Annotated in this window: 17 protein-coding genes; 4 read left to right on the top strand and 13 right to left on the bottom strand. The window is 68.1% G+C overall.

All coding sequences use genetic code 11. The features are described 5' to 3' along the window. Positions 1 to 63: 63 nt before the first annotated feature. From VPH46_RS08685 to VPH46_RS08670, 4 genes are all read right to left on the bottom strand, one after another. Entirely contained in the window at positions 64 to 1485 is a 1422-nt protein-coding gene (locus VPH46_RS08685; protein ID WP_416610501.1) for an amino acid permease, read from the bottom strand. Between the two features lie 25 nt (positions 1486 to 1510). Then, a complete protein-coding gene (locus VPH46_RS08680; RefSeq protein WP_416610500.1) occupies positions 1511 to 2167 on the bottom strand; it encodes a GntR family transcriptional regulator in 657 nt (218 codons plus the stop codon). A gap of 61 nt (positions 2168 to 2228) precedes the next feature. Then, on the bottom strand, positions 2229 to 3227 hold the full coding sequence (locus VPH46_RS08675) for a 4-hydroxyproline epimerase (RefSeq protein ID WP_416610498.1): 999 nt from the start codon (positions 3225 to 3227) through the stop codon (positions 2229 to 2231). A gap of 12 nt (positions 3228 to 3239) precedes the next feature. Beyond that, a complete protein-coding gene (locus tag VPH46_RS08670) occupies positions 3240 to 4154 on the bottom strand; it encodes a dihydrodipicolinate synthase family protein (protein WP_317893217.1) in 915 nt (304 codons plus the stop codon). Between the two features lie 75 nt (positions 4155 to 4229). Here VPH46_RS08670 and VPH46_RS08665 point away from each other — a divergent pair, with 75 nt between their 5' ends. Continuing rightward, positions 4230 to 5447: an NAD(P)/FAD-dependent oxidoreductase gene (locus VPH46_RS08665; RefSeq protein ID WP_416610496.1), complete on the top strand. Its 1218-nt coding sequence runs from the start codon at positions 4230 to 4232 to the stop codon at positions 5445 to 5447. Between the two features lie 16 nt (positions 5448 to 5463). Beyond that, on the top strand, positions 5464 to 6660 hold the full coding sequence (locus VPH46_RS08660) for a M24 family metallopeptidase (protein ID WP_416610494.1): 1197 nt from the start codon (positions 5464 to 5466) through the stop codon (positions 6658 to 6660). Positions 6661 to 6886: 226 nt separating this feature from the next. Here VPH46_RS08660 and VPH46_RS08655 read toward each other — a convergent pair whose 3' ends face one another. Further along, the gene (locus tag VPH46_RS08655) at positions 6887 to 8179 is read right to left on the bottom strand and encodes a homoserine dehydrogenase (RefSeq protein WP_125960662.1); all 1293 of its coding nucleotides are present in this window, start codon (positions 8177 to 8179) and stop codon (positions 6887 to 6889) included. A 175-nt stretch (positions 8180 to 8354) separates the two neighbouring features. Beyond that, positions 8355 to 9302, bottom strand: coding sequence for an isopenicillin N synthase family dioxygenase (locus tag VPH46_RS08650; RefSeq protein WP_416610492.1), 948 nt, complete (start codon positions 9300 to 9302; stop codon positions 8355 to 8357). 212 nt (positions 9303 to 9514) lie between these two features. Here VPH46_RS08650 and VPH46_RS08645 point away from each other — a divergent pair, with 212 nt between their 5' ends. Both VPH46_RS08645 and VPH46_RS08640 read left to right on the top strand, forming a co-directional pair. After that, positions 9515 to 9850, top strand: coding sequence for a DNA primase (locus VPH46_RS08645; RefSeq protein WP_416610490.1), 336 nt, complete (start codon positions 9515 to 9517; stop codon positions 9848 to 9850). Beyond that, positions 9847 to 10710 carry an MliC family protein gene (locus VPH46_RS08640; RefSeq protein WP_416610488.1) on the top strand — a complete coding sequence of 288 codons (864 nt, stop codon included), beginning with the start codon at positions 9847 to 9849 and terminating at the stop codon, positions 10708 to 10710. The genes VPH46_RS08645 and VPH46_RS08640 overlap by 4 nt, the downstream gene beginning before the upstream one ends. A 74-nt stretch (positions 10711 to 10784) precedes the next feature. Here VPH46_RS08640 and VPH46_RS08635 read toward each other — a convergent pair whose 3' ends face one another. The 7 genes from VPH46_RS08635 to VPH46_RS08605 form a co-directional block, all read right to left on the bottom strand. After that, a complete protein-coding gene (locus tag VPH46_RS08635) occupies positions 10785 to 13610 on the bottom strand; it encodes a TonB-dependent receptor (protein WP_416610486.1) in 2826 nt (941 codons plus the stop codon). 220 nt (positions 13611 to 13830) lie between these two features. Next, on the bottom strand, positions 13831 to 15276 hold the full coding sequence (locus VPH46_RS08630; protein ID WP_416610484.1) for a family 43 glycosylhydrolase: 1446 nt from the start codon (positions 15274 to 15276) through the stop codon (positions 13831 to 13833). 29 nt (positions 15277 to 15305) lie between these two features. After that, entirely contained in the window at positions 15306 to 16319 is a 1014-nt protein-coding gene (locus tag VPH46_RS08625; protein WP_239434872.1) for an arabinan endo-1,5-alpha-L-arabinosidase, read from the bottom strand. A gap of 103 nt (positions 16320 to 16422) precedes the next feature. Continuing rightward, positions 16423 to 18015 (bottom strand): alpha-N-arabinofuranosidase, encoded by a 1593-nt coding sequence (locus VPH46_RS08620; protein ID WP_416610482.1) that lies wholly within the window; start codon positions 18013 to 18015, stop codon positions 16423 to 16425. Between the two features lie 213 nt (positions 18016 to 18228). Next, positions 18229 to 18654 carry an organic hydroperoxide resistance protein gene (locus VPH46_RS08615; protein ID WP_416610481.1) on the bottom strand — a complete coding sequence of 142 codons (426 nt, stop codon included), beginning with the start codon at positions 18652 to 18654 and terminating at the stop codon, positions 18229 to 18231. A gap of 108 nt (positions 18655 to 18762) precedes the next feature. Next, positions 18763 to 20313 (bottom strand): family 43 glycosylhydrolase, encoded by a 1551-nt coding sequence (locus tag VPH46_RS08610; protein WP_416610480.1) that lies wholly within the window; start codon positions 20311 to 20313, stop codon positions 18763 to 18765. 1 nt (position 20314) lies between these two features. Continuing rightward, positions 20315 to 22099, bottom strand: coding sequence for a DUF885 domain-containing protein (locus tag VPH46_RS08605; protein WP_416610479.1), 1785 nt, complete (start codon positions 22097 to 22099; stop codon positions 20315 to 20317). Position 22100 lies beyond the last annotated feature (1 nt).

Raw genomic sequence — 22100 nt, 5'->3', positions numbered from 1 at the left:
CGCACTATCCCGGCGCTGATGCCGGGCGAAGACCTGGGCGCGGCGTCGGTGCGCCGCGCAGGTTCAGGCGGCGGCGACCGGCTTCGGTTCGCGCGCCTCGGTGTGGCGGCGGCCATAGGCGAAGTAGATCACCAGACCGATGACGTTCCACAGCGCGAAGCGGGTGATGGTGGAGCTCGGCAGGCTGATGAACAGGTAGATGCAGCCGAGGATCGCGAGCGTGCCGACCACATAGGGCGCCGGGCAGCGGAACAGCCGCGGCAGTTCCGGAAAGCGGCGGCGCAGGATCATCAGGCAGGCGCCCACCGCGATGAACGCGACCAGCGTACCGGCATTGGCGAGTTCCGCGATTTCATCGAGGCGGAAGAAGCCGGCGACGGCGGCGACCGACACGCCGGTCACGAGCGTGATCAGGGTCGGGGCACCGGTCCGCGCGCTGACCTTCGCAAGGCCCCGCGGGAGCAGGCCGTCGCGCGCCATCACGAAGAAGATGCGGCTCTGGCCGTACATCATCACCAGGATCACCGAGGGCAGCGCGACGACCGCTGCCAGCGCGATCAGGTGGGCGGCGACCGGCTGCTGCAGCGACCGCAGCACCAGCGCGAGCGGCTCGGGCGAGTTGGCGAGCGCGGTGTAGGGCAGCGCGCCGACGGCCGCGACCGCGACCGCCATGTAGATGATCGTGCACACCAGCATCGAGCCGACGATGCCGATGGTGAGGTCACGCCCCGGGTTCTTGGCCTCTTCGGCCGAGGTCGCGACCGCGTCGAAGCCGTAGAAGGCGAAGAACACGATCGCAGCCGCCGCCATGACGCCGCGCTTCTCGCCCATCACCTCGGTGCTGCCGAAGCCATAGGGCATGAACGGCTGGAGGTTGTCGGCCTGGAACGCGGGCAGCGCAAAGGCGACGAACACGCTGAGGGCCACCAGCTTGATGATGACGAGGATGATGTTGAGCGTCGCGCTCTCGCGCGTGCCGGCGATCAGCATGCCCATGACGGACAGCGCGACCAGCACGGCCGGCAGGTTGATGATGCCGCCATCATGCGGCCCCACCAGCAGCGCCTGCGGCAGGGTCACGCCCGCCGCCTGGATCCAGCCGACGAGATAGCCGGACCAGCCGACCGCGACGGTCGAGCAGGCGAGCGAATATTCAAGGATCAGGCTCCAGCCGACGATCCAGGCGATCCCCTCGCCCATCGCGGTGTAGCTGAAGGTATAGGCGCTGCCGGCGGCCGGGATCAGCGTCGCCATCTCGGCATAGGCGAGTGCCGCGCAGGCGCAGACCGCCCCGGCGATGGCGAAGGCGAGGATCACGGCCGGCCCGGCACGTTCCGCACCGACGCCGGTGAGCGTGTAGATGCCGGTGCCGACGATGGCGCCGACCCCCAGCGCGATCAGGTGCGGCCAGCTCAGCGTCTTGGCGAGACGGTGCCCCTCTTGTTGACTGCCCATCGTGTGGATCGATTTACGCGGCCCGAACATCGGCTCTCCCCCCTGGTTTTTCGTCTTAGCCGGACAATTCCGAGCCGAACTGGCTTCGAAGATCGTCCAGCGTTGCCTGGATGTGTGCACTCAGCAGCCGTTCCACCGACGGCCCGTCGCCGGCGAGCCAGGCATCGAGCAGGTCGCGATGCTCCAGGTGTGCGCGATCCTCGCGTCCGGCGGGCTGGAGGTGCGCGATGACATAGCGTTCCGACAGCACCGTCAGCCGCTCGACGAGCTGGGTGGTGAGCAACCGCCCGCTCGGCCGCACCAGCGCGGTGTGGAAGCTGCGGTTGCAGCTGGCGACACTGGCGAGATTGTTGCTGGCGGCGCTGTCAAGCGCCTCGAACGCTGCGATGGTGGCCGCACGGTCCGCGTCATCGGCGCGCTCCGCCGCGCGGGCCGCGGCCGGCGGCTCCAGCACCAGCCGCAGCTCGAAGATCTCCTCCGCTTCCGCGGCCGACATGGGGCGTACAAAATAGCCGCGGTTCGCTTGGCTGGTGAGCAGCCCTTCCTGCTCCAGCCGCGCCAACGCCTCGCGCAGGGGGATTTTGCTCACGCCCAGTTCGTTGGCGAGCGCATCCTGGCGGATCGGCACCTCCCGCGGAAGGACGCCGGTGATGATCCGCTCGCGGATGATTTCGAATACCTGTTCAGAGAGCGTGCGAACGACGATGCTCATCTGCGAAAAACCTCCGGAGGGCCGCGACGGACCCGCCGACAATCGACTTCGGCCGCCAGGGTCACTTGACCTGGAAACCCTTCCAGAAAGGATCGGCGCGATCAATCCAGATCGTGTTGAAGCCAGTGGCGACCGCCGATCCCTCAATCGATGGGATGATCGCCGGCTGGTCGCCGATCGCGGTGTCCGCCTCCACCCGGCCGATGAAGCGGCTGCCGATGTAGCTTTCGTGGACGAAGCGCTCGCCGGTTTTCAGCTGCCCCTTGAAGGCGAGATGCGCGAGGCGGGCCGAGGTGCCGGTGCCGCACGGGCTGCGATCGATCGCCCGGTCGCCATAGAACACCGCGTTGCGGCCGTCGGCGCCGTCGCCGCGCGGCTTGTCCGCCCACAGGATGTGGCTGACGCCGCGGATGGTGGGATCGAGCGGGTGGACCGGCTCGAACTTCTCGCGGATCGCCTCGCGCAGTCGGCCGCTGAGTTCCACCAGCCGCGAGGCGCCGAGATCATCGAGCCCGGTATAGGCCCCCTGCGGCTCAACGATCGCATAATAGTTGCCGCCATAGGACACATCGACGCTGAGCGGCCCCAGCCCCTCCAGATCGACCTGGATGCCGGTCGCCGCGACATAGGCCGGGACGTTGGTGATGCGCACCGCCGTCACCTTCTCGCCTTGCATCTCGTAGGCGACGTCGATCACCCCCGCCGGAACCTCGATGCGCAGCTTGCCGGGCGTCGTGGGCTGGATGAGGCCATGCTCAAGGCCGAAGGTGACCATGCCGATGGTGCCGTGGCCGCACATCGGCAGGCACCCCGAGGTCTCGATGAACAGGATGCCGATGTCGGTGTCGGCCTGCGTCGGGGGGTAGAGGAACCCGCCCGACATCATGTCGTGCCCGCGGGGTTCGAAGCACAGGCCCGTGCGGATCCAGTCGAAACGGGCCAGGAAGTCCTGGCGCCGCTCCGACATGGATGCCCCCTTCAAGAGCGGCGCGCCGCCCGCGACCAGGCGGACCGGATTGCCGGCGGTGTGGCCGTCGATACAGAAGAAGGTGTGCCGCATGGGTATCTCGTGTCAGGCTGCCTTGGCGATGTCGAGCGTCGGGCGGGTCGCCGCGGCCTTTTCCACCATGGCGATCACCGCTGCACGGCGCTCGCCGGTCAGCACCTGGCGCGGCGGAAGCACGCGCTCCGAACCCCGGCCCATCACCTGCTCGGCGAGCTTGATGGTCTGCACCAGGTCATGCTCGGCATCGAGGTGGAGGAGCGGCATGAACCAGCGGTAGATCTCCAGCGCCTTGGCATGGTCGCCGCGCTCGAACGCGCGCACCAGCTCGACCGATTCGCGCGGGAACGCGTTGGTGAGGCCCGAGACCCAGCCCTTGGCGCCCAGGAACAGACCCTCCAGCGCCACGTCGTCGAGGCCCGCGAACAGCACGAACCGGTCGCCGAACTCGTTGCGGAAATCGGTGAAGCGACGCGTGTCGGGCGCCGATTCCTTGACCGCGACGATGTTCTTCACGTCGTCGAGCGCCGCCAGCACGCCGCGGTCGATCACGGTGCGATAGGCCGGCGGGTTGTTGTAGAGCATGATCGGCAGGCTCACCGCCTCCGCCACGCCGCGGAAGTGCGCGACCAGTTCCTCGGCCTTGGGCACATAGACCATCGGCGGGAGCAGCATCAGGCCATCGGCGCCGATCTTTTCGGCCGCCTGGGCATAGCGGGTGGCGCGGCGCTGATCATATTCGGAAACGCCGGTGAGCACAGGTACGCGGCCGGCGACCACTTCCACGATCGCGGAGAGGACCTGCTGCTTTTCCTCGAACATCAGCGAGTTGTTTTCACCCACGGTGCCGAGCGCGATCACGCCGGTCACCCCGTCGCGGATCAGGTCGTCCACCACCCGCTGGGTTTCACCCAAGTCGATCGTCAGATCCTCACGGAGCTGCGTCGTCACGGCGGGGAACACGCCCTTCCATTCGACCATCATCGGAACCATTCTCTTCTCGTTGCGGACATATACCGTATACGATAGGGATTGCTGTGCCGCAACAGGAGAACGGGCGTGGGTGCGACAAATGTGGTCGGGGGGGGCGTTGTCGGGCTGGCGAGCGCATTGGCGCTGGCGCGTGCCGGCCATTCCGTGACGCTGCTGGAACCGGACGCCGCCCGCACGGCCGCCTCCTGGGGAAATGCCGGCCACATCGCCACGGAGCAGGTGGCGCCGCTCGCCTCGCCGGCTGCGATCCGGTCCGCGCCGCGGCGGCTGTTCGTGCGCGGGGGGGCGCTCGACCTGCCGCTCGGTCAACTCGCGAACTGGCTACCGTTCGCGCTGCGGCTGGTCGGCCGGTCAACCTCGAGCCGCTTTGCCGCGGGCAGCGCCGCGCTCGGCAGCCTGTTGCAGGAGGCGATGCCCGCCTGGGAGCGGCTGGCGGCGACGATCGACGCCCCCGAGCTGCTGACGCAGGACGGACATCTGGTGCTGTGGGAATCGCCGGAGACCGCGCGCGCCGGGCGCGACGCGTGGACGGCGGCCGACACCGGCACGGCGACGTTCCGCGATGCCGACGCCGCCGAGCTCGCAGCGATCGCCAGCGTGACCCAGGCTCCGGTGGCAGGTGCCATTCGCTTTGCCGGCAGCGGGCAGATCCGCGATCTCTCGGTGCTGGCAGGCGCGCTGGAAGAAGCGTTCCTTCGTGCAGGGGGCCGCATCGTCCGCGCCCGCGCGCAGCTGCGCATCATCGACGGGGTGGCGCTGGTCCCCGGGCATCCGGCCGAACTGGTGCTGGTGGCGGCCGGCATCGGCTCGCGCGCGCTGATGGAGGCGACCGGCCATGCCGCCCCGATGATCGCCGAGCGCGGCTATCACATCCGTGCCGCCGCCGATCGCTGGCCGGCAGACCTGCCGCCGCTGGTGTTCGAGGACCGGTCGATGATCGTCACCCGCTACGCCGATCGCGTGCAGGCCGCGAGCTTCGTCGAGCTGAGCAGCCCCGACGCGCCGCCCGATCCCCGCAAATGGGAGCGGCTGGAAGCGCACGTCCGCGCCCTCGGCCTCCCCATCACGGGCCCCTTCCGCCGGTGGATGGGATCGCGCCCCACCCTTCCCGACTATCTGCCCGCGATCGGCCGCTCGCCTCGCGCGAACAACCTGCTCTATGCATTCGGGCACCAGCATCTGGGGCTGACGCTGGCGCCGATCACGGCCGAACTCGTCGCGGCCCTGGTCGCAGGCGAGCGGCCGCCGGTCGACCTGGCGCCCTTCGACCTCGCACGGTTTTGAACAAGGAAGAACAGGCATGACCATCGGCGGATCGAGCGCAGAGGCCGAAATCGCGGCCATCACCCCTTGGGCGGATCGCGCCGATCCCATCGGTGCGGCAGAGCGGCAGGCGCGGCTCGAGCGTGCCCGCGCGCTCGCGGATGCGGGCGGTGCGGACGGGCTGCTGCTCAACGTCGGGGCGACGCTGCGCTATTTCGCGGGCGTGCCCTGGGGCCCGAGCGAGCGGCTGGTGGCGATGCTGCTGCCGGCACGCGGCCGCCCGGTGCTGCTGTGCCCGGCGTTCGAACTCGGCACGCTGGAGGCCGATCTCGCGATCGACGCGGACATCCGGCTGTGGGAGGAGGACGAGGACCCGATCGCGCTGCTCGCCGATACGCTCGCGGCCACCGGGATCACGAAGCTGGGCGTCGATCCGCTGTTTCCGTTCCAATGGGGCGAGCGGCTGCGGGCCAAGGCGGGCGGAGTCCGGCTGCTCGATGGCGCGCCCGCGATCGACGGCTGCCGGATGGTGAAGTCCCGCGCCGAGCTGGCGCTGCTTGCCCAGGCCAAGGCGATGACGCTGGAGGTGCATCGCCGCACCGCGCGCATCCTGCGCCCGGGAATCGCCGCAAGCGAGGTCGTGCGCTTCATCGACGCTGCGCACCGCGCGATCGGGGCTGCGGGCTCGAGCTTCTGCATCGTTCAGTTCGGCCGCGCGACGGCGTTCCCGCACGGGCTGCCGGGCGAACAATATCTGCAGGAGGGCGAGCTGGTGCTGGTCGACACCGGCTGCCTGGTCGGGGGCTATCACTCGGACATCACGCGTACCTATGCGTTCGGGGCGGTTCCGGACGAGGTGCGCAGCATCTGGTCGCTGGAAAAGGAAGCACAGCAGGCGGCGTTCGACGCGGTAGTGCCGGGCGCACCCTGCGAGAGCGTCGATGCGGCGGCGCGGCGCGTGCTCGAGGCGGCAGGGCTAGGGCCCGACTACCGCCTTCCGGGGCTACCCCACCGCACCGGGCATGGCATCGGCCTGTCGATCCATGAGCCGGCCTATCTGGTGCGCGGCGACCGGACGCCGCTTGCGCCCGGCATGTGCTTTTCCAACGAGCCGATGATCGTCGTGCCGGATCGCTTCGGCGTGCGGCTGGAGGATCACATGTACGTGACCGAGACGGGTGCGGCGTGGTTCACCCAACCGCAGCATGCCATCGACCAGCCGTTCGCGGAATAATCAACGGACGTGATCGGTACCCCGGCGCAGGCCGGGGTCCAGTTGGGGTGCGTTCCGGGCTTTCGCGCAACACCGCCGGATAGCACCCCGGCCTTGCGGGAGCATGCCCCCCCCCCACAGCTTTCCCGCAACCCGGCACTCGCGAAGCAAGCGTCAGCGCACTTAATCCCCACCATCGCAACTGGGCCCCGGCCTTCGCCGGGGTACAGGTTGGTGCAGGGTGCGCTCAGCTCTCCAGGATGTGCATCCACATCGGCTCGCCCACCAGGCTGGGGGAGCCGCGCAGGCGTTCGAGCGAGGCGGCGACGGCGCGCTCCGGGCCTTCGTGGGTGACGATCGCCACCAGCACGCTGCCGTCGGCATTCGCGCCGCGCTGCATCAGCCGTTCGATCGACACGCCGGCATCGCGCATCGCCGCCGCGATCTCCGCCAGCACGCCCACCTTGTCGGCGACCATCAGGCGCAGATAGGCGCGGCCGCGGCGTTCGCCGGTGGGCGCGGCGGGCTGCTCGGCGAGCGCCTCGGCCGGTTCCGCATAGGGGGGGCCGAACTCGCCGCGGGCGATGTCGATCAGGTCTGCCACCACCGCGCTGGCAGTCGGGCCGTCGCCGGCGCCCCGGCCCTGGAAGAACAGCCGGCCGACGAAATTGCCCTCGGCCACCACCGCGTTCAGCGAGCCGGTGACATGCGCGAGCGGATGGTCGAGGGGGACAAGGTGCGGGTGGACGCGCTGGAACAGGCCGTTCTTGCCGGCCTCCGCCACGCCCACCAGCCGCACGCGATAGCCGAGCGTCGCCGCCTCGGCGATGTCGGCGGCGAGCACGTGGCGGACGCCGGTGATCGCGACATCCGAAAAGGCCGGACGGGTACCGAAGGCGAAGCTCGCCAGGATCGACAGCTTGTGGGCGGCATCGACGCCATCGATGTCGAAGCTGGGGTCCGCTTCGGCAAAGCCGAGCCGCTGCGCTTCGTCCAGCACCTCGGCGAAGTCGCGGCCCTCGGCCTCCATCTTCGAGAGGATGAAATTGCAGGTACCGTTGAGGATGCCATAGACATGGCCGATCTCGTTGGCGGCGGCACCTTCGCGCAGCCCCTTGATGACCGGCACGCCGCCTGCGACCGCAGCCTCGAACTTGAGCGCGACGCCGCGCCCTTCGGCGGCGCGGGCGAGTTCGAGGCCATGGTGCGCGATCATGGCCTTGTTGGCGGTGACGACGCTCTTACCGTTGGCGAGTGCCGCACGGGTGAGTGTCAGCGCGGGGCCGTCCGCCCCGCCGACGAGTTCGACCACCACATCGGCGCGCGGGTCGGCCGCGAGCGAGGCGGTGTCGTCCACCCAGTCGAAGCGCGAAAGGTCGACGCCGCGATCCTTGGCACGATCCCGCGCAGACACCGCCACGATCTCGATCGGGCGACCGGCGCGGCGGGCAATCAACGCCCCGTTCGCGTCGAGCAGACGAATGACGCCCGCGCCGACCGTACCAAGTCCTGCGATCGCGACGCGTAGCGGTTCCGTCATGCCTGCCTCTTCCATTTCGCCGCCGGGCACGTCCCGGCGGAGCGGCAGCCGTTAGCGGAGGGGCCGTGGTATAAACAACCCCAACACGACCAGAAGGCTTTGCAAAAGTTACCGGGGCGCTTTCGCCGCCGGAGGCGGAACGCGCGCCCGTTCCGGGAAACGGGCGCGCGTCGCATCACTTCTTCAGGAGGCCGATCTCGACCAGGCGCTGGTGCAGATAGTTGTGGGCGGTGATCGGCTCGGGGTAGCGGTTGCCCTCCCCCACGCAGCTCGGCAGCGTCTCGATGAGGAAATCGGGCGCCGGGTGGAGGAAGAAGGGCATGGAGTAGCGCGAGTTGCCGCGCCGCTCGGGCGCCGGGTTCACCACGCGGTGCGTGGTCGACGGCAACACATGGTTGGTCAGCCGCTGCAGCATGTCGCCGACGTTCACGACCATCGCGCCCACCGGGGGCTTCACCGCGAGCCAGTCGCCGTCCTTGTCGAGCAGTTCCAGCCCGGCTTCCTCGGCGCCCAGCAGCAGCGTGATGAGGTTGATGTCCTCATGCGCCTCCGCACGCACACCCGGCGCATCGGCGGGGATCGGCGGATAGTGGAGCAGGCGCAGCACCGAATTGCCGTCCTTGACCGCGTGCTCGAACCAGTTGGGATCAAGCTTCAGGTAGCGCGCGATCGCCGAAAGCAGCTTGAGCCCGGCGGTGTCGAAGGCGGCGAACAGCTCGAGGAAGGTCTCCTTGAAGCCTGCGGGCGCCGACGGCCAGATGTTGTCCGGCATCACGTCGCGAAAGCGGTGGCCCGCTGGCAGCTCCCGGCCGATGTGCCAGAACTCCTTGAGGTCGGTGACCTTTGCGTTCTTCGCGATTTCGGTGCGGAAGGGCGTGTAGCCGCGCGCGCCACCGCCGCCCGGCGTGTGATAGGCGCGCTTCTCCTCCTCCGGCAGGCGGAAGAACTCTTCGGTCAGCGCCCAGGCGCGGTCGATCAGCGCCGGATCGATGCCATGGTCCGCGACCATGGCGAAGCCGAAGCGTTCGAACGAGCCGCCGAACGCCTGTGCGAAACCCTCCGGGTCGTTCTGCTGGTCGGCCAGCGAGACGAGGGGCACCTGGGTCATGGGAACGTCGAGCATGGGGAATCCTGTAGGGGTATGAATAGCGGCGTGAATACGCCTGCAACCCGCGCGGGAACAGCCCCCTGCGCCCGCCGGCCAGGAGTATACCGCAGGCACGCCCCCGCCTGTCCGCCGCCCGGATCGTCCTGCGGCTCGGGAACACGCGGGCTCGCCCGCCGTTCGCGCTCTGACGGCCCCCGCTGCTGGTGGGCCAGACGAAGGAGCGAACCATGGGTGGTCACCAGGTACCGGGGCTGGGCTCCGGCGACAGCTTTGACGAAGAAGGCTATGACGAGAGCCAGCGCGCCGAAATCCTGGAGGTAACCAGCGACGGCCCCTCGGACGGCACCCTGCTGACGGACATCGAGCCCGACCTCGGCGATGACGAGGATGAGGACGACCTCCTCATGGAAGACGATGAGCTCGGCAGCGAGGATGACGACGACGACCTCGTTGTCGACCCCGAGGACCAGGAGGAAGACGAGCTTCAGGAAGATTTCGACGAGGATGATCTCGCCGAGGACGACGATCTCGAGGATACCGACAGGGCCGCGCTGGAACCGTGACCCGCACCACGACCGCTGCCGCACTGGCGTTGTTGCTCGCCGGTTGCGGCGGGGGCGTGCCGGAGCCGGAGGGGAATACCCCCGAGGCGGCAGCGGATACCGCGGCGCCGGCCGAGAAGTCGGCCGGCCCGGTCCCGAGTCCCACCTCCATGGCGGCTCCGGCGCCGTCGCCGTCGAGCCCGACGCCCCCTGTGGCTTCGGCTGCCGACGACCCGGATGAAGAGACCGCCGAGGCGGCGCGCGCGGTGGTACAGCGCTATTACGCGCTGCTTGCCCGCGGCGACTATGCAGCGGCGCGGGCGCTGTGGCGCCGGGGTAGCGAAGGCTCCGGCAGGGACGCGCGGGCCTTCGCGCGCAGCTTCGTCCGCTATGCGAGCTACGGCGCGCGCGTGGGCGCGCCCGGACCGGTCGATGCCGGTGCCGGTCAGCGATACGTCACCGTTCCCGTCACCGTGCGCGGGACGCTGAAGGACGGAGGCGTACCCTTCACCGAGGCCGGCGAGGTCACCCTGCACCGCACCGGCGACATCGATGGGGCGACCGCCGAGCAGCGGTCCTGGCGAATCGAGAAAATCGAGTTGTCCCCCGGCGAGGCGCCGGCAGGCGATCTGCCGCAGCGCGTGACGGCGCGGTATCAGTGCGAGGACGGCACCCTGTTGATCGCCACCTTCGACAATCGGGCAGACACGGTGACGCTGCGTGCGCGTGGCAGGACGCTGGGCGTGCTGAAGGGCAAGCGACCGGCATCGGGGATCTGGTATGCCGGCGACGGCATGACCCTGCGGGGCAAGGGCCGCGACGCGAGCTTCGAAGTCGAAGGGCAGGCCCCCGTCCACTGCGTCGCGAGCGACGCGCGCTGACAGAAAAAAAGGGGCCGGCGGTGCCGACCCCTTGAGAGACTTGGCGCATCCGGCGGGGTTTCCCCGCCAGCGGCTTACATCGAGAAGCGCAGGCCCACCGCGAAGGTGCGGCTCAGCAGCGTCGTGCCAAGGTTGTCCGTGTCCTGACCGCCGGCGCTGCCGAAGCGGTAGTAGGACTGCTGCTTCTGGTTGGTGAGGTTCACCGCGTCGAAGGTGAGGCCGATCTGGTCGTTGACCTTGTAGCTCAGCTGGAAGTCCAGGCTGCTCTCCGGACGGTACCAGACGCCGATCGGGTTGGCGAACAGGCGCGCCTCGTTGTTGTGCAGGAACTCCTTGCGCCAGACGTACGACAGGCGGGCACCGACCGGGCCGTTGTCGTAGGCAAGCGTCGCGTTGTACGAGAAGTCCGACACGTTGAAGAACGACGAGGTCGCCTCGCCAGTGATGTTGCCGGCGGAGTCCGTCTGCGGAATGTTCTGCTTGGAATCCAGCACGGTCAGGCTGCCGACGAAGCCCAGGCCGTCGAGGAAGCTCGGCAGGTACTTCGGGAAGTAGGTCAGGCCCACTTCGACACCCTTCAGCACGCCGTCCGAGGCGTTCGCCGGACGGGTGATGGCGAAGTTGTTCGTCGCGCCCGCGACGATCCCGTTGTTGGGGATATACTCCATGACGGTGAGCGGAACGACCAGACCCTCGATCTCGCGACGGAAGCCGGTCACGTAAATCGCGCTGTCGCGATCGAAGTACCACTCGACCGCGAGGTCGTAGTTCTTCGAATGGGTGGGCTGCAGGTCCGCGGTGCCCGCCGTGCCGCTGCCGTAGCCGACGTTGGTGAGGTCACCCGTCAGCGAGTAGTTCGGGTTGATGTCGCCGAAGTTCGGACGGCGCAGCGTCTCACCATAGTTGAAGCGCACGCGCAGCGTCGGCGTAACTTCGTAGCGCGCGGTGAAGCTCGGCAGCCAGCGATGCGAACCGCTGGAAACGGAGGTCTGGGCGCCGTTGTTGTAGCGATCGAAGAAGTCATAGTCGGTATCGACATCCACATAGCGGATGCCGCCCTGGATCTTCAGCGGACGCCCGAACACGGAGATCTCGCCATCGGCCAGCAGGTAGGCCGACATGGTCACTTCTTCGATGTTGAAGGTCTTGACCATGCGCAGCTGGTCCGAGGTCGGGAGGCCATAGAGGCCGCGAACCGTGTCTGCGTTGTCATAGAGCCAGCTGCCCTTCGGCAGCACCCAGCTGGTCGGCACGTCGGCGCGACCATCGAAGAAGTCGGAGTTGGTGAACAGCGCGTCTTCGCCGAGCGTCGTCAGGCTGCGACCGAGCACGCCGGCGTCCTGGGTGCGGACGTAGCTCGATGCCTTGCGGTCGTCGACGCGGATGCCTGCCTTGATCTGGCGCAGGAAGCCCTCGTCCCAGGTATAATAGCCGTCCAGGGTACCGGTCAGCGCGCTGCCCTTGTCGCGGCCACCGTTGTCGTAGAGCTGCGCGATGTTCCAGGACGCGGGATCGGTCAGCAGCGAATCGTCGCTGAAGTGGTAGGAGGGGATGCCACCGCCGGCATTGAAGTCGACCGTGATCTGATCCGCCACCCGCTCGGTGCGCATCGCGATGAACGAGGTCTGGTACTTGCTGGTCTGATAGGCGAGGTCGGCGGTAATCTTGCCGCGCTGACCCAGGTCCCATTGCCCGTTCAGTGCATAGACGAAGCTGTCGGTCTTGCTGCGGGTGTAATCCGCGCTGTTGAAGCCGTACACGTCGTTCGCGACGCGCGACTTGACGATGTTGGTGCCCTCGTAGAGCTCGACCGGCTGCGGATTCGCCCAGAAATCCACGAAGCTGAACATCATGCTGTTGGAGGTCTCTCCGCGGAAGCCCGCGTAGAAGACTTCGGCCGTGTAGACCGAGCTGCTGTTCGGGGCCCACTGCAGCGCCGCGTTGAACGACGGGCGCTCACGCTTGCCATAGAGATCCGAGCTGAAGACCGCGTCGCGCGAGAGGTAATAGGGCGTGTCGACGCCGTTGATGTCGAGCGTCGAGCCCGGTGCGGTCGGAAGCCCGGCGTCGAGGCCCGGCTGCCAGTTGACGTTGCCCTCACCCGGGAAGATGCGCTCGAGCGGCGCGAGGCCGGAGCCCGCGGGCGGCGTCTCGGTCGCGAAGGGAACCAGCGCACCGGCCGTCACCGACATGTTGCGATACTTGGTGCGGCTGTAGCTGCCGTTCACCAGCAGGCCGATGTCGCCGATGCCGGTTTCCCAGCGATCCGACACGAGGAGCGCGATGTTGGGGTTAAAGGTGTCGGCCTGCTCGTTGTAGATGCCGCGTGCGAGGCCGGAGATGGTGAAGCCGTCGAAGTCGAGCGGACGGCGCGTCTTCACGTCGATCTGGCCCGCCAGACCGGTCTCGATCTGATCGGCCGAGCGGGTCTTGTAGACGTCGACCTGCTTGACGAGGTTCGCCGAGACGTCCTGCAGCGAGAAGGACTGGCCGGCAGCGGTGAAGATGTTGCGGCCGTTGAGCGTGGTCAGCGGGTCGCTGAGGCCGCGAATGGTGATGGTGGCCGCTTCGCCGCCGGTGCGGTCGGTGACCTGGACACCGGTGACGCGCTGGAGCGCTTCCACGACGTTATTGTCGGGCAATTTGCCGACATCTTCGGCCACGATCGAGTCGACGATCTGCGTGGCTTCGCGGCGCACGTTGAGCGCGCCGACGATGCTGCCGCGCACGCCGGTGACGATGATGTCGCCGCTGGTGGCTTCATCCGGGGTGGAATTGACGGGCTCTGCGGCCTCGGTGGTCTGCGTCGCGTCGTCCGCAGTGGTCTGCGCAAAGGCCGGCGGCGCCAGCACCAGGGCAACAACGGACGCGGTACGCAAGAAAATCGGCTTGAAAGCCATGTGCCTCTCCCCTCGCCGGGCTTGGCGCCCGGGCGTAATTGATCGAAACTTTACTCCTACAAAATTACGGCAACAGCTGGGCGACGGCAAGCTGCATTCGCAAGGTCGCTGCACAGCGAGCGGGCAGCGTTGCCTGAAAGTCACGCAGCACTGGCCCCGCAGCGGCAGAGCCGTGCGGGACCAGCAGGTTCAGGAGGCAAAAGCGGGCGAGACTTCCGCGTCAGCTGACGCGGAAGACGCTGTTCTGGCCGTTGTCGCGCGTGGTGCGCGCCACGAGCCGGAGCTCGCCGCCGACCTGTGCGAGTACCATATTGGGACGACCCGCGAGCGCGAACCGCACCGTATCGCGACCGACGGCCTCGCGCACGAAGCTGCTGCGGAGCACGAACTGGCGGTCGCGCAGCGGCTGGGCCAAACGGACGCTGCCGTCGGGGGCGGCGAACAGCACCCGGTCGGCCACGTCGATCGGTGCCAGCGAGATGGCGCCGGACCCCGCCATGCTCTCGACGCTGCGGAACTGGCTCGACGGGATCGAACCCTGTCCGACAACGACGCGATCGCCGTCATGGCGCACGAACTGCTTCGGCGCAGTCGCGGGCGAGAAGCGGTCTGGCACCGGGCCGTTGCCGACCGGGATGCCGAAGTCGGGGGTGCCGTCCTCGCGATAATAGATGCGCTGGACGCGGGTGTGGCGGTTCGGGTCGAACAGCGGATCGCCCTTGATCGCCTTGTAATCGCGGCCGTGGTAGACGAGCACGTCGCGGCCCTGCTCGTCGACGGTGAAGCTGTTGTGGCCGGGACCGTAGACGCTGGTCACTTCCGAGCTGACGAACACCGGCTGGGGCGACTTCACCCAGCTCTTGAGGTCCATGATGTCGGCGTCGTCGCGCGCGGTCAGCATGCCCAGGCTGTAGCGATCGTCGGTCGCGCTCGCCGAATAGGTCATGAACAGGCGGCCGTTGCGCGCGAGCACTGCCGGTGCCTCGGCGACCTTGAACCCGCGGATTTCCCAGTCGAGCGTCGGCACGGTCAGGCGCACGGCCTTGGCGCCGAGCGTCAGCGGCGTCTTGAGCGGCGCCAGATAGAGGTTGGAGTTGGTCTCGATCCCCGGCTCGCGCTCTGCCCAGCAGAAATAGGAGACGCCGCGATGTTCGAAGATCGTCGAATCGAGGTTGAAGCCGTCGAATGGCGATTCGAACTTGCCGAGCACCTTCCAATTGCCAGTCATCGGATCGGGGCCGTCGCACACGATCGCATAGGTGCGGATGCGGAACACGTCCTCGCCGCCGCCGCTGGGGCCGGCTGCGAAATACATGATCCACTTGCCCTGGAAGAGGTGCAGTTCGGGCGCCCAGAGGAAGCCGGACATCGGGCCCGTGGCTTCGTGGCGCCACAGCACGCGCTCCTCAGCGGTGGCAAGGCCCGCCAGGGTGCGCGAGCGGCGCAGCACCAGCCGGTCATACTCCGGCACCGAGCCGGTCAGATAATAATAGCCGTCGGTGTGGCGGAACACCTGCGCGTCGGCGCGCTGCTTGACGAGCGGGTTCACCGGCACCGGGGCGGCGGGAGTGGTACCGGATGCGCGCATGCCGGCGACTGCTGCCTGGGCGGCAGCGACGCTGCCGGCGGCACCGGCGAGGAAGAGGCGGCGGTCGAGATGAAGCATGTCGGCTCCCTGGATTCGGCGAGAGGAGGTCATTGGGCGGCGACGGGCCAGCCGTCCGCGCCCCAGGTGACGGGAGCGATGCGCAGCGTGGGCGCGCCGTTCTTCTCCCGATCATAGGCGTGGTAGACCACGTAATCGCGGCCGTCCTTGTCGTGCAGCCAGCCGGGGTGGCCGGGGCCGCGGAAGCGCTGCTTCTCTTCGAGATCGGCGCGCAGGAAGATCGTGCCCTGCCCCTGCATCAAGGAACTGCCGTCCTTGCCGAGATAGGGCCCGGTGATCTCCTTCGAGCGACCGACCACGGTGTAATAGGTGCTGTTCACGCCCTTGCAGCAGTAATCATAGGACACGAGCAGGTAGTAGTAGTCGCCATGCGGCACGATGAACGGCGCTTCCACCGGTGCCGCCGCGCCCGCAGGCGCCATGCGGCGCGCGATCGAGAAGCGCTTTTCCTTCGGGTGGAGGAGCTTGCCGGTCTTCTTGTCGAGCTCGAACAGCTTGATGCCGCTCCAGAAGCTGCCAAGTGAGAGCCAGTGGCGGCCCTGGCGGTCGACCACGAAGTTCGGATCAATGGCGTTGAAATCGTCGCTGGGCATCGACTGCACCACCAGCCCTTCGTCGCGCCAGGCGAACTTGGGCGACTTCGGATCCAGCGTGGCGTTGGTCGCCATGCCGATCGCCGAGCGGTTCGAGCCGAACGTCGACACGGAGTAATAGAGCCGCCAGCGGCCGTTCACGAAGGCGATGTCGGGTGCCCACATGCCGTTGGTGCCGGGCACCGCCTTGGGCGCCCAGTCCGGCATCTTCGTGAACACGGGCGCACCCGCGGTCCAGTGGATCAGGTCCGGTGAGCTCTTGGTCTCGACCAGGCGATCGCCGTGGCCGGTGCCGAAAACGTAATAGGTACCGCCCTCGCGCGCGATCACGGGATCGTGGGTGGGGATGAGGTCACCGGTCAGCCGCTCGTTGAGACTGGGCGTCTGCTGTGCCGGAGCAGCGGCAGCGCCGAGCGCGAGTGCGGCTCCCAGTAGAAGCGACCGTATCATCCTCATCCTCTCCTCCACCGGTGCTCCTGCGACAGCAGGAGCCCGGGGTTTCCATGCATTCCGCTTGTGGCCCTGGGCCCCTGCCTGCGCAGGGGCACAAGGTTTACTGGAGTTCCAGCACCACCACCGACTTGGCGGGCAGCGTCACCCTGAGGGTGCCGCCGTTCACCTGCGCGCCGTTGAAGGCGGCGGGCTTCACCACTTCGGGCGCGTCGAAGGTGTTGTGCGCGTTGATCGCGGGCGCGGTCAGCACCCGGCCGGTCACCGAGCCGGCGGTGATGCCGTCCAGGTTCACGGTGACGGTGTTCGCCTGGTTCGGATCGAGGTTGGACAGGCCGATGTGGACCTTGCCATCCTTGCCGCGCACCGCCGAGCCGCTCACCGCACGCATGGTGAACTGGTTCTTGTTGTACCAGGGCGCGTTGATCGTGATCGGCAGCACGGTCGCGTCCTGCCAGGGCTTGTACATCTCGAACACGTGATAGGTCGGCGTCAGAACCATCTTGCCGCCGTCCGTCAGGATCATCGCCTGCAGCACGTTCACCATCTGCGCGATCGCCGACATACGGACGCGGTCGGCATGCTTGGCGAAGATGTCGAGGTGGATCGAGGCGATCAGCGCGTCCCGCAGCGTGTTCTGCTGGCGCAGGAAGCCCGGGTGCGTGCCCGCATCCTGGGCATACCAGGCACCCCATTCGTCGACCGCCAGGAAGATGCGCTTTTGCGGATCATACTTGTCCATGATCGCGCTGTGCTTGGTGATCAGCTCGTCCATGCGCCACGCGCCGGCGAGCGCATCGGCCCAGCCGTTCTCGTCGAAATCGACCGCAGGCGCCCGCGGCGGCCAGCCGCCGGCGGGGTGGACGTAGTAATGGAGCGACACGCCGTCGAGCTGCGGTGCGGCCACGCGCATCATCGTCTCGGTCCAGTTATAGTCCTCGACGTTCGCGCCGGCGGCGATCTTCATGATCTTGGTGCCGGCCGGCGCCTTGATGAAGGTCGCGTAGCGGCGGGTCTCGTCGGCCGCGAACTCCGGCCGCATGTTGCCGCCGCAGCCCCACAGCTCGTTGCCGACGCCGAAGAACGGCACCGCCCAGGGCGCCTTGTGGCCGTTCTTCGCGCGCTCGTCGGCGAGGCTGCCGGCGGGCGAGGTCATGTATTCGACCCACTCGGCCATCTCGCGCGGGGTGCCGTTGCCGACGTTGCCGGCGACATAGGCCTCGGCGCCGACCTGGCGCAGCAGCTCGAAGAACTCGTGCGTGCCGACGGTGTTCGGCTCGGTCACGCCGCCCCAATGGGTGTTGATCTTGACCGGACGCTTGTTTTGCGGGCCGATGCCCTCGCGCCAGTTATATTCGTCGGCAAAGCAGCCGCCCGGCCAGCGGATCACCGGCACCTTCAGGTTACGGAGCGCCGCGACCACATCGTTGCGGAAGCCGTTGGTGTTCGGGATCTTGGAGTTCTTGCCGACCCACAGCCCCTCGTAGATGCCGTGGCCCAGATGCTCGGCGAACTGGGTGAAGATGCGGCGATCATAGACCGGGCCGGGCTGATTGCCCTGGATCGCGACGGTGGCGGTGCCGGCGGCGGGCGGCTGGCTGGGCGCGCTCTGACCAGGAACGGTCTGGGCGCCTGCGGCGAGCGGGGCCGCCGAAAGCATCAGCGCGAGCGCTGCGCGACGGAGGGTCCGGATCATAGGTCGTCTCTCCCTTTGCTGCCGCAGCCGGAGCTACAGCCTGGTTCCCACCCTCTCATGGGGTGCACGACGGCCGGCGATACGCGCGTCCGTATTACTCGGACATATTGCAACGACCGCTTTGACGCAATCGCGGAGGGGCGCAGCAATGGAACGTAAAACGGGCGGGGTGTCGCCACCCCGCCCGCTGGGAAACTTCGCTGGAGGGCGCCGTCAGGCGACGCTGAGGCCGACGTCCACGTTGTTGCGGGTGGCGTTCGAATAGGGGCAGATCTGGTGCGCGGCTTCTACGACCTTCTGCGCCTCGGCACGATCGACCCCGGGTAGCGTCACTTCCAGGTCGGCGGTGATGCCGAAGCCGCCAGCCGCACGCGGGCCGATGCCGACGGTCGCGGTGATGCTGGTTTCCGCCGGGACGCGCACCTTGAGCTGCTGGCCCGCGACCTTCAGCGCGCCCAGGAAGCACGCGGCATAGCCGGCTGCGAACAGCTGCTCGGGATTGGTCCCCTCGCCGCCGGCGCCGCCGAGCTCCTTGGGCGTCGCCAGCTGAACTTCCAGGCGGCCATCCTCGGTACGGGCGCGACCATCGCGGCCCCCGGTTGCGGTGGCGGAGGTGCGATACTTCACGTCGACGGACATTGGCTGACTCCTGTGAAAGCCCTTATTGCGATAAGCAATATGGGACGCGTGCTGCCGCTTGTCCAGCGGTTTTCGTTATCGCGATAATCTATGTTTGTCGGTCGGGCGCTACTCGCGCGGCTCGCAGGGCGCCGCCGGCTCGGTGGACGGCGCGACCCGCGTCGGGCGACGGGTGAGCACTTCCCACTCCTGGACCGCCATCGCCGCGTTCGTTTCGTCGGCACGCGCGGCCTGCAACACCGCGCGCAAGCACCGGGTCCTAACGGGAACGAACCGCGAATGCTGGAAGGCGCCAACGGCGGTGCTATAGCGGTCGGCGCGCGGAACCGGCCTCCAGCTGCCGTCCCAATATTCGATGCGCCAGGCCGCGGGCGCCGCGATGCCGGCAGCGTCGTCGGCAACGAACCAGATGCGGGATTCACTGACGGTAACCGACTCTGGCCAGCGATATTCGATCCACTGCTGCGACGGGTTTCCGGCGCTCGCGCTGCCCCACATCTCGGGCGGCAGGGGCGACGCCCGGGTGGCGCCGTCGTTGAGCGCGCGCAGCCAAAATCGCACCGGGATCGGCTCGTTCGAGGCGGCGGGCGTCGCGGCAGGGGCGATGTTGCGGCTGGGCGGCGGCACCGGCTGCGGGCTTCGGGTCGGCACGACAGGGCGGATCGCGGGTGGGCTGACGCTGTCGTCCCACTCCAGCCGGTCGATCGCGACGCTGCGGCGGAAGTGCCCGCCGCCCGCGCCATCGGCGGTGTGATAGGCGAGATACCATTGCCCGCGATATTCGACCGCGCCCGGGTGCGACGTGGTCGAGGACACCGGCTTCAGCACGGTGCCTCGATAGGTCCAGGGGCCCAGCGGCCTCGGCGCGGTGCCATAGGCGATGCAGGCGTGGTAGAGCGTCGGCGTGCAGGGCGAGTCCGGCCCGGCATTGTTGCCCGCGTAGAGCAGGTAATAGACGTCCTTGCGCTTCATCAGCCACGGCGCCTCGAAGAAACCGGTCAGCGTCGTCACCGCGATCTGGCGGCTCTTGGGCGTCACCATGTCGCGCTCCAGCTCGATGCCGCGCAGCTTTCCGAACGTCCCCCAATAGAGATAGACGCGCCCGTCATCGTCGACGAGCACGGTCGGGTCGATGTTCTGGATGGTGTTGGGCTCGGGCACGCGCTGCGACACGATCGGGCCGGCGGGATGCGCGTCGACCCAGGGACCGGTCGGGCTGTCCGCCACGGCGACGCCGATCGCGAAGCCGTCCCTGGCGTCGGTGTTCGCCTCGAGCACCGGAGCATAGAGATAGAGCCGGCCGTCCGGACCCTTGACGATCTGCCCGGCATAGGCGCGGCCGGGCTCCGCCCAGCGGAAGATGCCTTCGGGCGTCGCAACCGCGGGATAATGGGTCCAGGCGCCCGCCGCCGGGTCCTGCGTGGCGAGCAGCTGCCACTCGTTCATGATGAAGTCGTTGACGTCCGGAGGCGCCTCGTCGCGGCCCGCGAGGATGTAGAGCGTGTCGTCGATCACCACCGGAGCGGGATCGGTCGAATAGAAGCGCCCATCCGCGAGGATGGGATTGCTGGCGCTTTGCACCGGCACGCCCTGTTGCGCGGCGGCCGGCCACGCCGCTGCGAGCAGCGCCGCGAGCGGGACTGACCGAGCCGCGCGCATGTTATCCCTCGTCCGGGTACGGCCCCTTGCCGCCTTCCGCGATCAGCTGGTCCACCCGCGCCGCCATCACCGGCAGCGGCACCGATCCGAGTTCGAGCACCGCGTCATGGAAGTTGCGGATGTTGAACTTGGGGCCAAGCGCCTGCTCGGCCTTGGCGCGTGCTTCCTGGATCGCGAGCTCGCCCAAGTAATAGGACAGCGCCTGCCCCGGCCAGGCGATGTAGCGATCCACCTCGGTCGTGATCTCGTGATCGGCCATCGCGGTGTTGTCGTGCAGATATTTCTGCGCCTGATCGCGGCTCCACCCCTTGGTGTGGATGCCGGTGTCGACCACCAGCCGGGCGGCACGCCACATCTGGTAGCTGAGCATGCCGAACACGTCATAGGGCGTGTCGTACATCCCCATCTCTTCGCCCAGCGCTTCGCAATAGAGCGCCCAGCCCTCGCCATAGGCAGAGATATAGCTGTCGCGGCGGAACGCCGGCAGGCTGGTGTTCTCCGCCGCCAGCGGCATCTGGAAGGCGTGACCTGGCGCGCTCTCGTGCAGGGTCAGCGCCGGGATCGAATAGAGCGGCCGCGCCGGCAGGTTGTAGGTGTTGACGAGGTAGATGCCCGGCCCGCCGCGCCCGCCGGTGTAGAAGGGCGCGACCTCGTCCGGCACCGGCTTGATCGCGAAGCGGCTACGCGGCAGCCGGCCGAAATACTGGCTGGCCTTGCCGTCAAAGGTCTTGGCGACCCAGGCGGCGCGGTCGAGCAGCGCCTGCGGGGTCTTCACATAGAATTGCGGATCGGTGCGCAGGAAGGTGAGGAACGCCGGCAGGTCACCCTGGAAGCCGACCTGCTGCATCACCTCCAGCATCCGCGCGCGGATCTTGGCGACCTCGGACAAGCCGATCGCGTGGATCTCGTCCGGTGTCTTGTCGAGCGTGGTGAACTCGCGGATCTTGGACTGGTAATAGGCCTTGCCGTCGGGAAGGTGATAGGCGTCCAGCTCCTTGCGGGCGCCGGGGATATATTCGGTGCGCAGGAACGTGAGCAGCCTGGCATGGGCGGGCACCACCGCCTCGCGGATCGCCGCCTCTCCCTCCTTGCGCAGCGCGGCCTGGGTCGCCGCCGGGATGGTCGAGGGCATTTTGCGGAACGGCGCGTAGAAGGCCTGGTCGTCGAGCGACTTGGCCTCGGCGACCTGTGCGACGCCGAGGTCGCGGCCCTTCAGCGTGATCGCGGACGGGGTGAAACCGCGCTTGAGGCCGGCGCGCATGTTCGCGATCTGCTGGTCATAATAGCGCGGCACCTCCCGCAGCATCGCGATGTAGTTGCGATAGGCGGTCTCGTTCTCGAGCGGCTCGCGCGCCCAGCCGGCGATGTCGCCCCAGAAGCTGGTGTCCGCGTTGAGCGGCTTTTCATATTCGCGGTAGCGCTGCTCGGCCAAGAGCGCGTCGATCTGCCCCTTGTAGACCGCGAAGTTGACGCGGTTGGCAGGCGACAGCGTGGCGAGGTCGATGGCGGCGAGCGCGCGTTCGGTCGCTTCCCAGCGCTGGAGCTTTTCGGCCTGCACCTTGGGGCCGACGTCCGGCAGGCGCTTGGCGGCGCCCGCAGGGCTGTCCTCATTGGGGGCGGACTGCTGCGTTCGCCATTCCCATTCGGCCGTGTAGATCGCCTCAAACCGCTGGTCGGCGGTCTGGGCGGCCGCGGCCTGTGCCGGGGCCGCGGCAACCGCCGCCTCCACCACCGCCAGCTGCCCCATCATCAACGCTGCCCCAAGCAGAAACCGTGCCTTGCGCATG

This window comes from Sphingomonas sp. MJ1 (PH-R8), assembly GCF_048058635.1.
Taxonomy (GTDB): Bacteria; Pseudomonadota; Alphaproteobacteria; order Sphingomonadales; family Sphingomonadaceae; genus Sphingomonas.
The sequence above is the reverse complement of the archived record's forward strand: the minus strand, read 5'-3'. Positions and strand labels throughout refer to the sequence as shown.

Coding starts and splice junctions, on each gene's coding strand:
- VPH46_RS08645 (WP_416610490.1), top strand. CDS start 9,515: ATGGGTGGTCACCAGGTACCGGGGCTGGGCTCCGGCGACAGCTTTGAC.
- VPH46_RS08610 (WP_416610480.1), bottom strand. CDS start 20,313: ATGCGCGCGGCTCGGTCAGTCCCGCTCGCGGCGCTGCTCGCAGCGGCG.
- VPH46_RS08670 (WP_317893217.1), bottom strand. CDS start 4,154: ATGATGGTCGAATGGAAGGGCGTGTTCCCCGCCGTGACGACGCAGCTC.
- VPH46_RS08620 (WP_416610482.1), bottom strand. CDS start 18,015: ATGATCCGGACCCTCCGTCGCGCAGCGCTCGCGCTGATGCTTTCGGCG.
- VPH46_RS08635 (WP_416610486.1), bottom strand. CDS start 13,610: ATGGCTTTCAAGCCGATTTTCTTGCGTACCGCGTCCGTTGTTGCCCTG.
- VPH46_RS08605 (WP_416610479.1), bottom strand. CDS start 22,099: ATGCGCAAGGCACGGTTTCTGCTTGGGGCAGCGTTGATGATGGGGCAG.
- VPH46_RS08675 (WP_416610498.1), bottom strand. CDS start 3,227: ATGCGGCACACCTTCTTCTGTATCGACGGCCACACCGCCGGCAATCCG.
- VPH46_RS08650 (WP_416610492.1), bottom strand. CDS start 9,302: ATGCTCGACGTTCCCATGACCCAGGTGCCCCTCGTCTCGCTGGCCGAC.
- VPH46_RS08615 (WP_416610481.1), bottom strand. CDS start 18,654: ATGTCCGTCGACGTGAAGTATCGCACCTCCGCCACCGCAACCGGGGGC.
- VPH46_RS08625 (WP_239434872.1), bottom strand. CDS start 16,319: ATGATACGGTCGCTTCTACTGGGAGCCGCACTCGCGCTCGGCGCTGCC.
- VPH46_RS08660 (WP_416610494.1), top strand. CDS start 5,464: ATGACCATCGGCGGATCGAGCGCAGAGGCCGAAATCGCGGCCATCACC.
- VPH46_RS08685 (WP_416610501.1), bottom strand. CDS start 1,485: ATGTTCGGGCCGCGTAAATCGATCCACACGATGGGCAGTCAACAAGAG.
- VPH46_RS08630 (WP_416610484.1), bottom strand. CDS start 15,276: ATGCTTCATCTCGACCGCCGCCTCTTCCTCGCCGGTGCCGCCGGCAGC.
- VPH46_RS08680 (WP_416610500.1), bottom strand. CDS start 2,167: ATGAGCATCGTCGTTCGCACGCTCTCTGAACAGGTATTCGAAATCATC.
- VPH46_RS08655 (WP_125960662.1), bottom strand. CDS start 8,179: ATGACGGAACCGCTACGCGTCGCGATCGCAGGACTTGGTACGGTCGGC.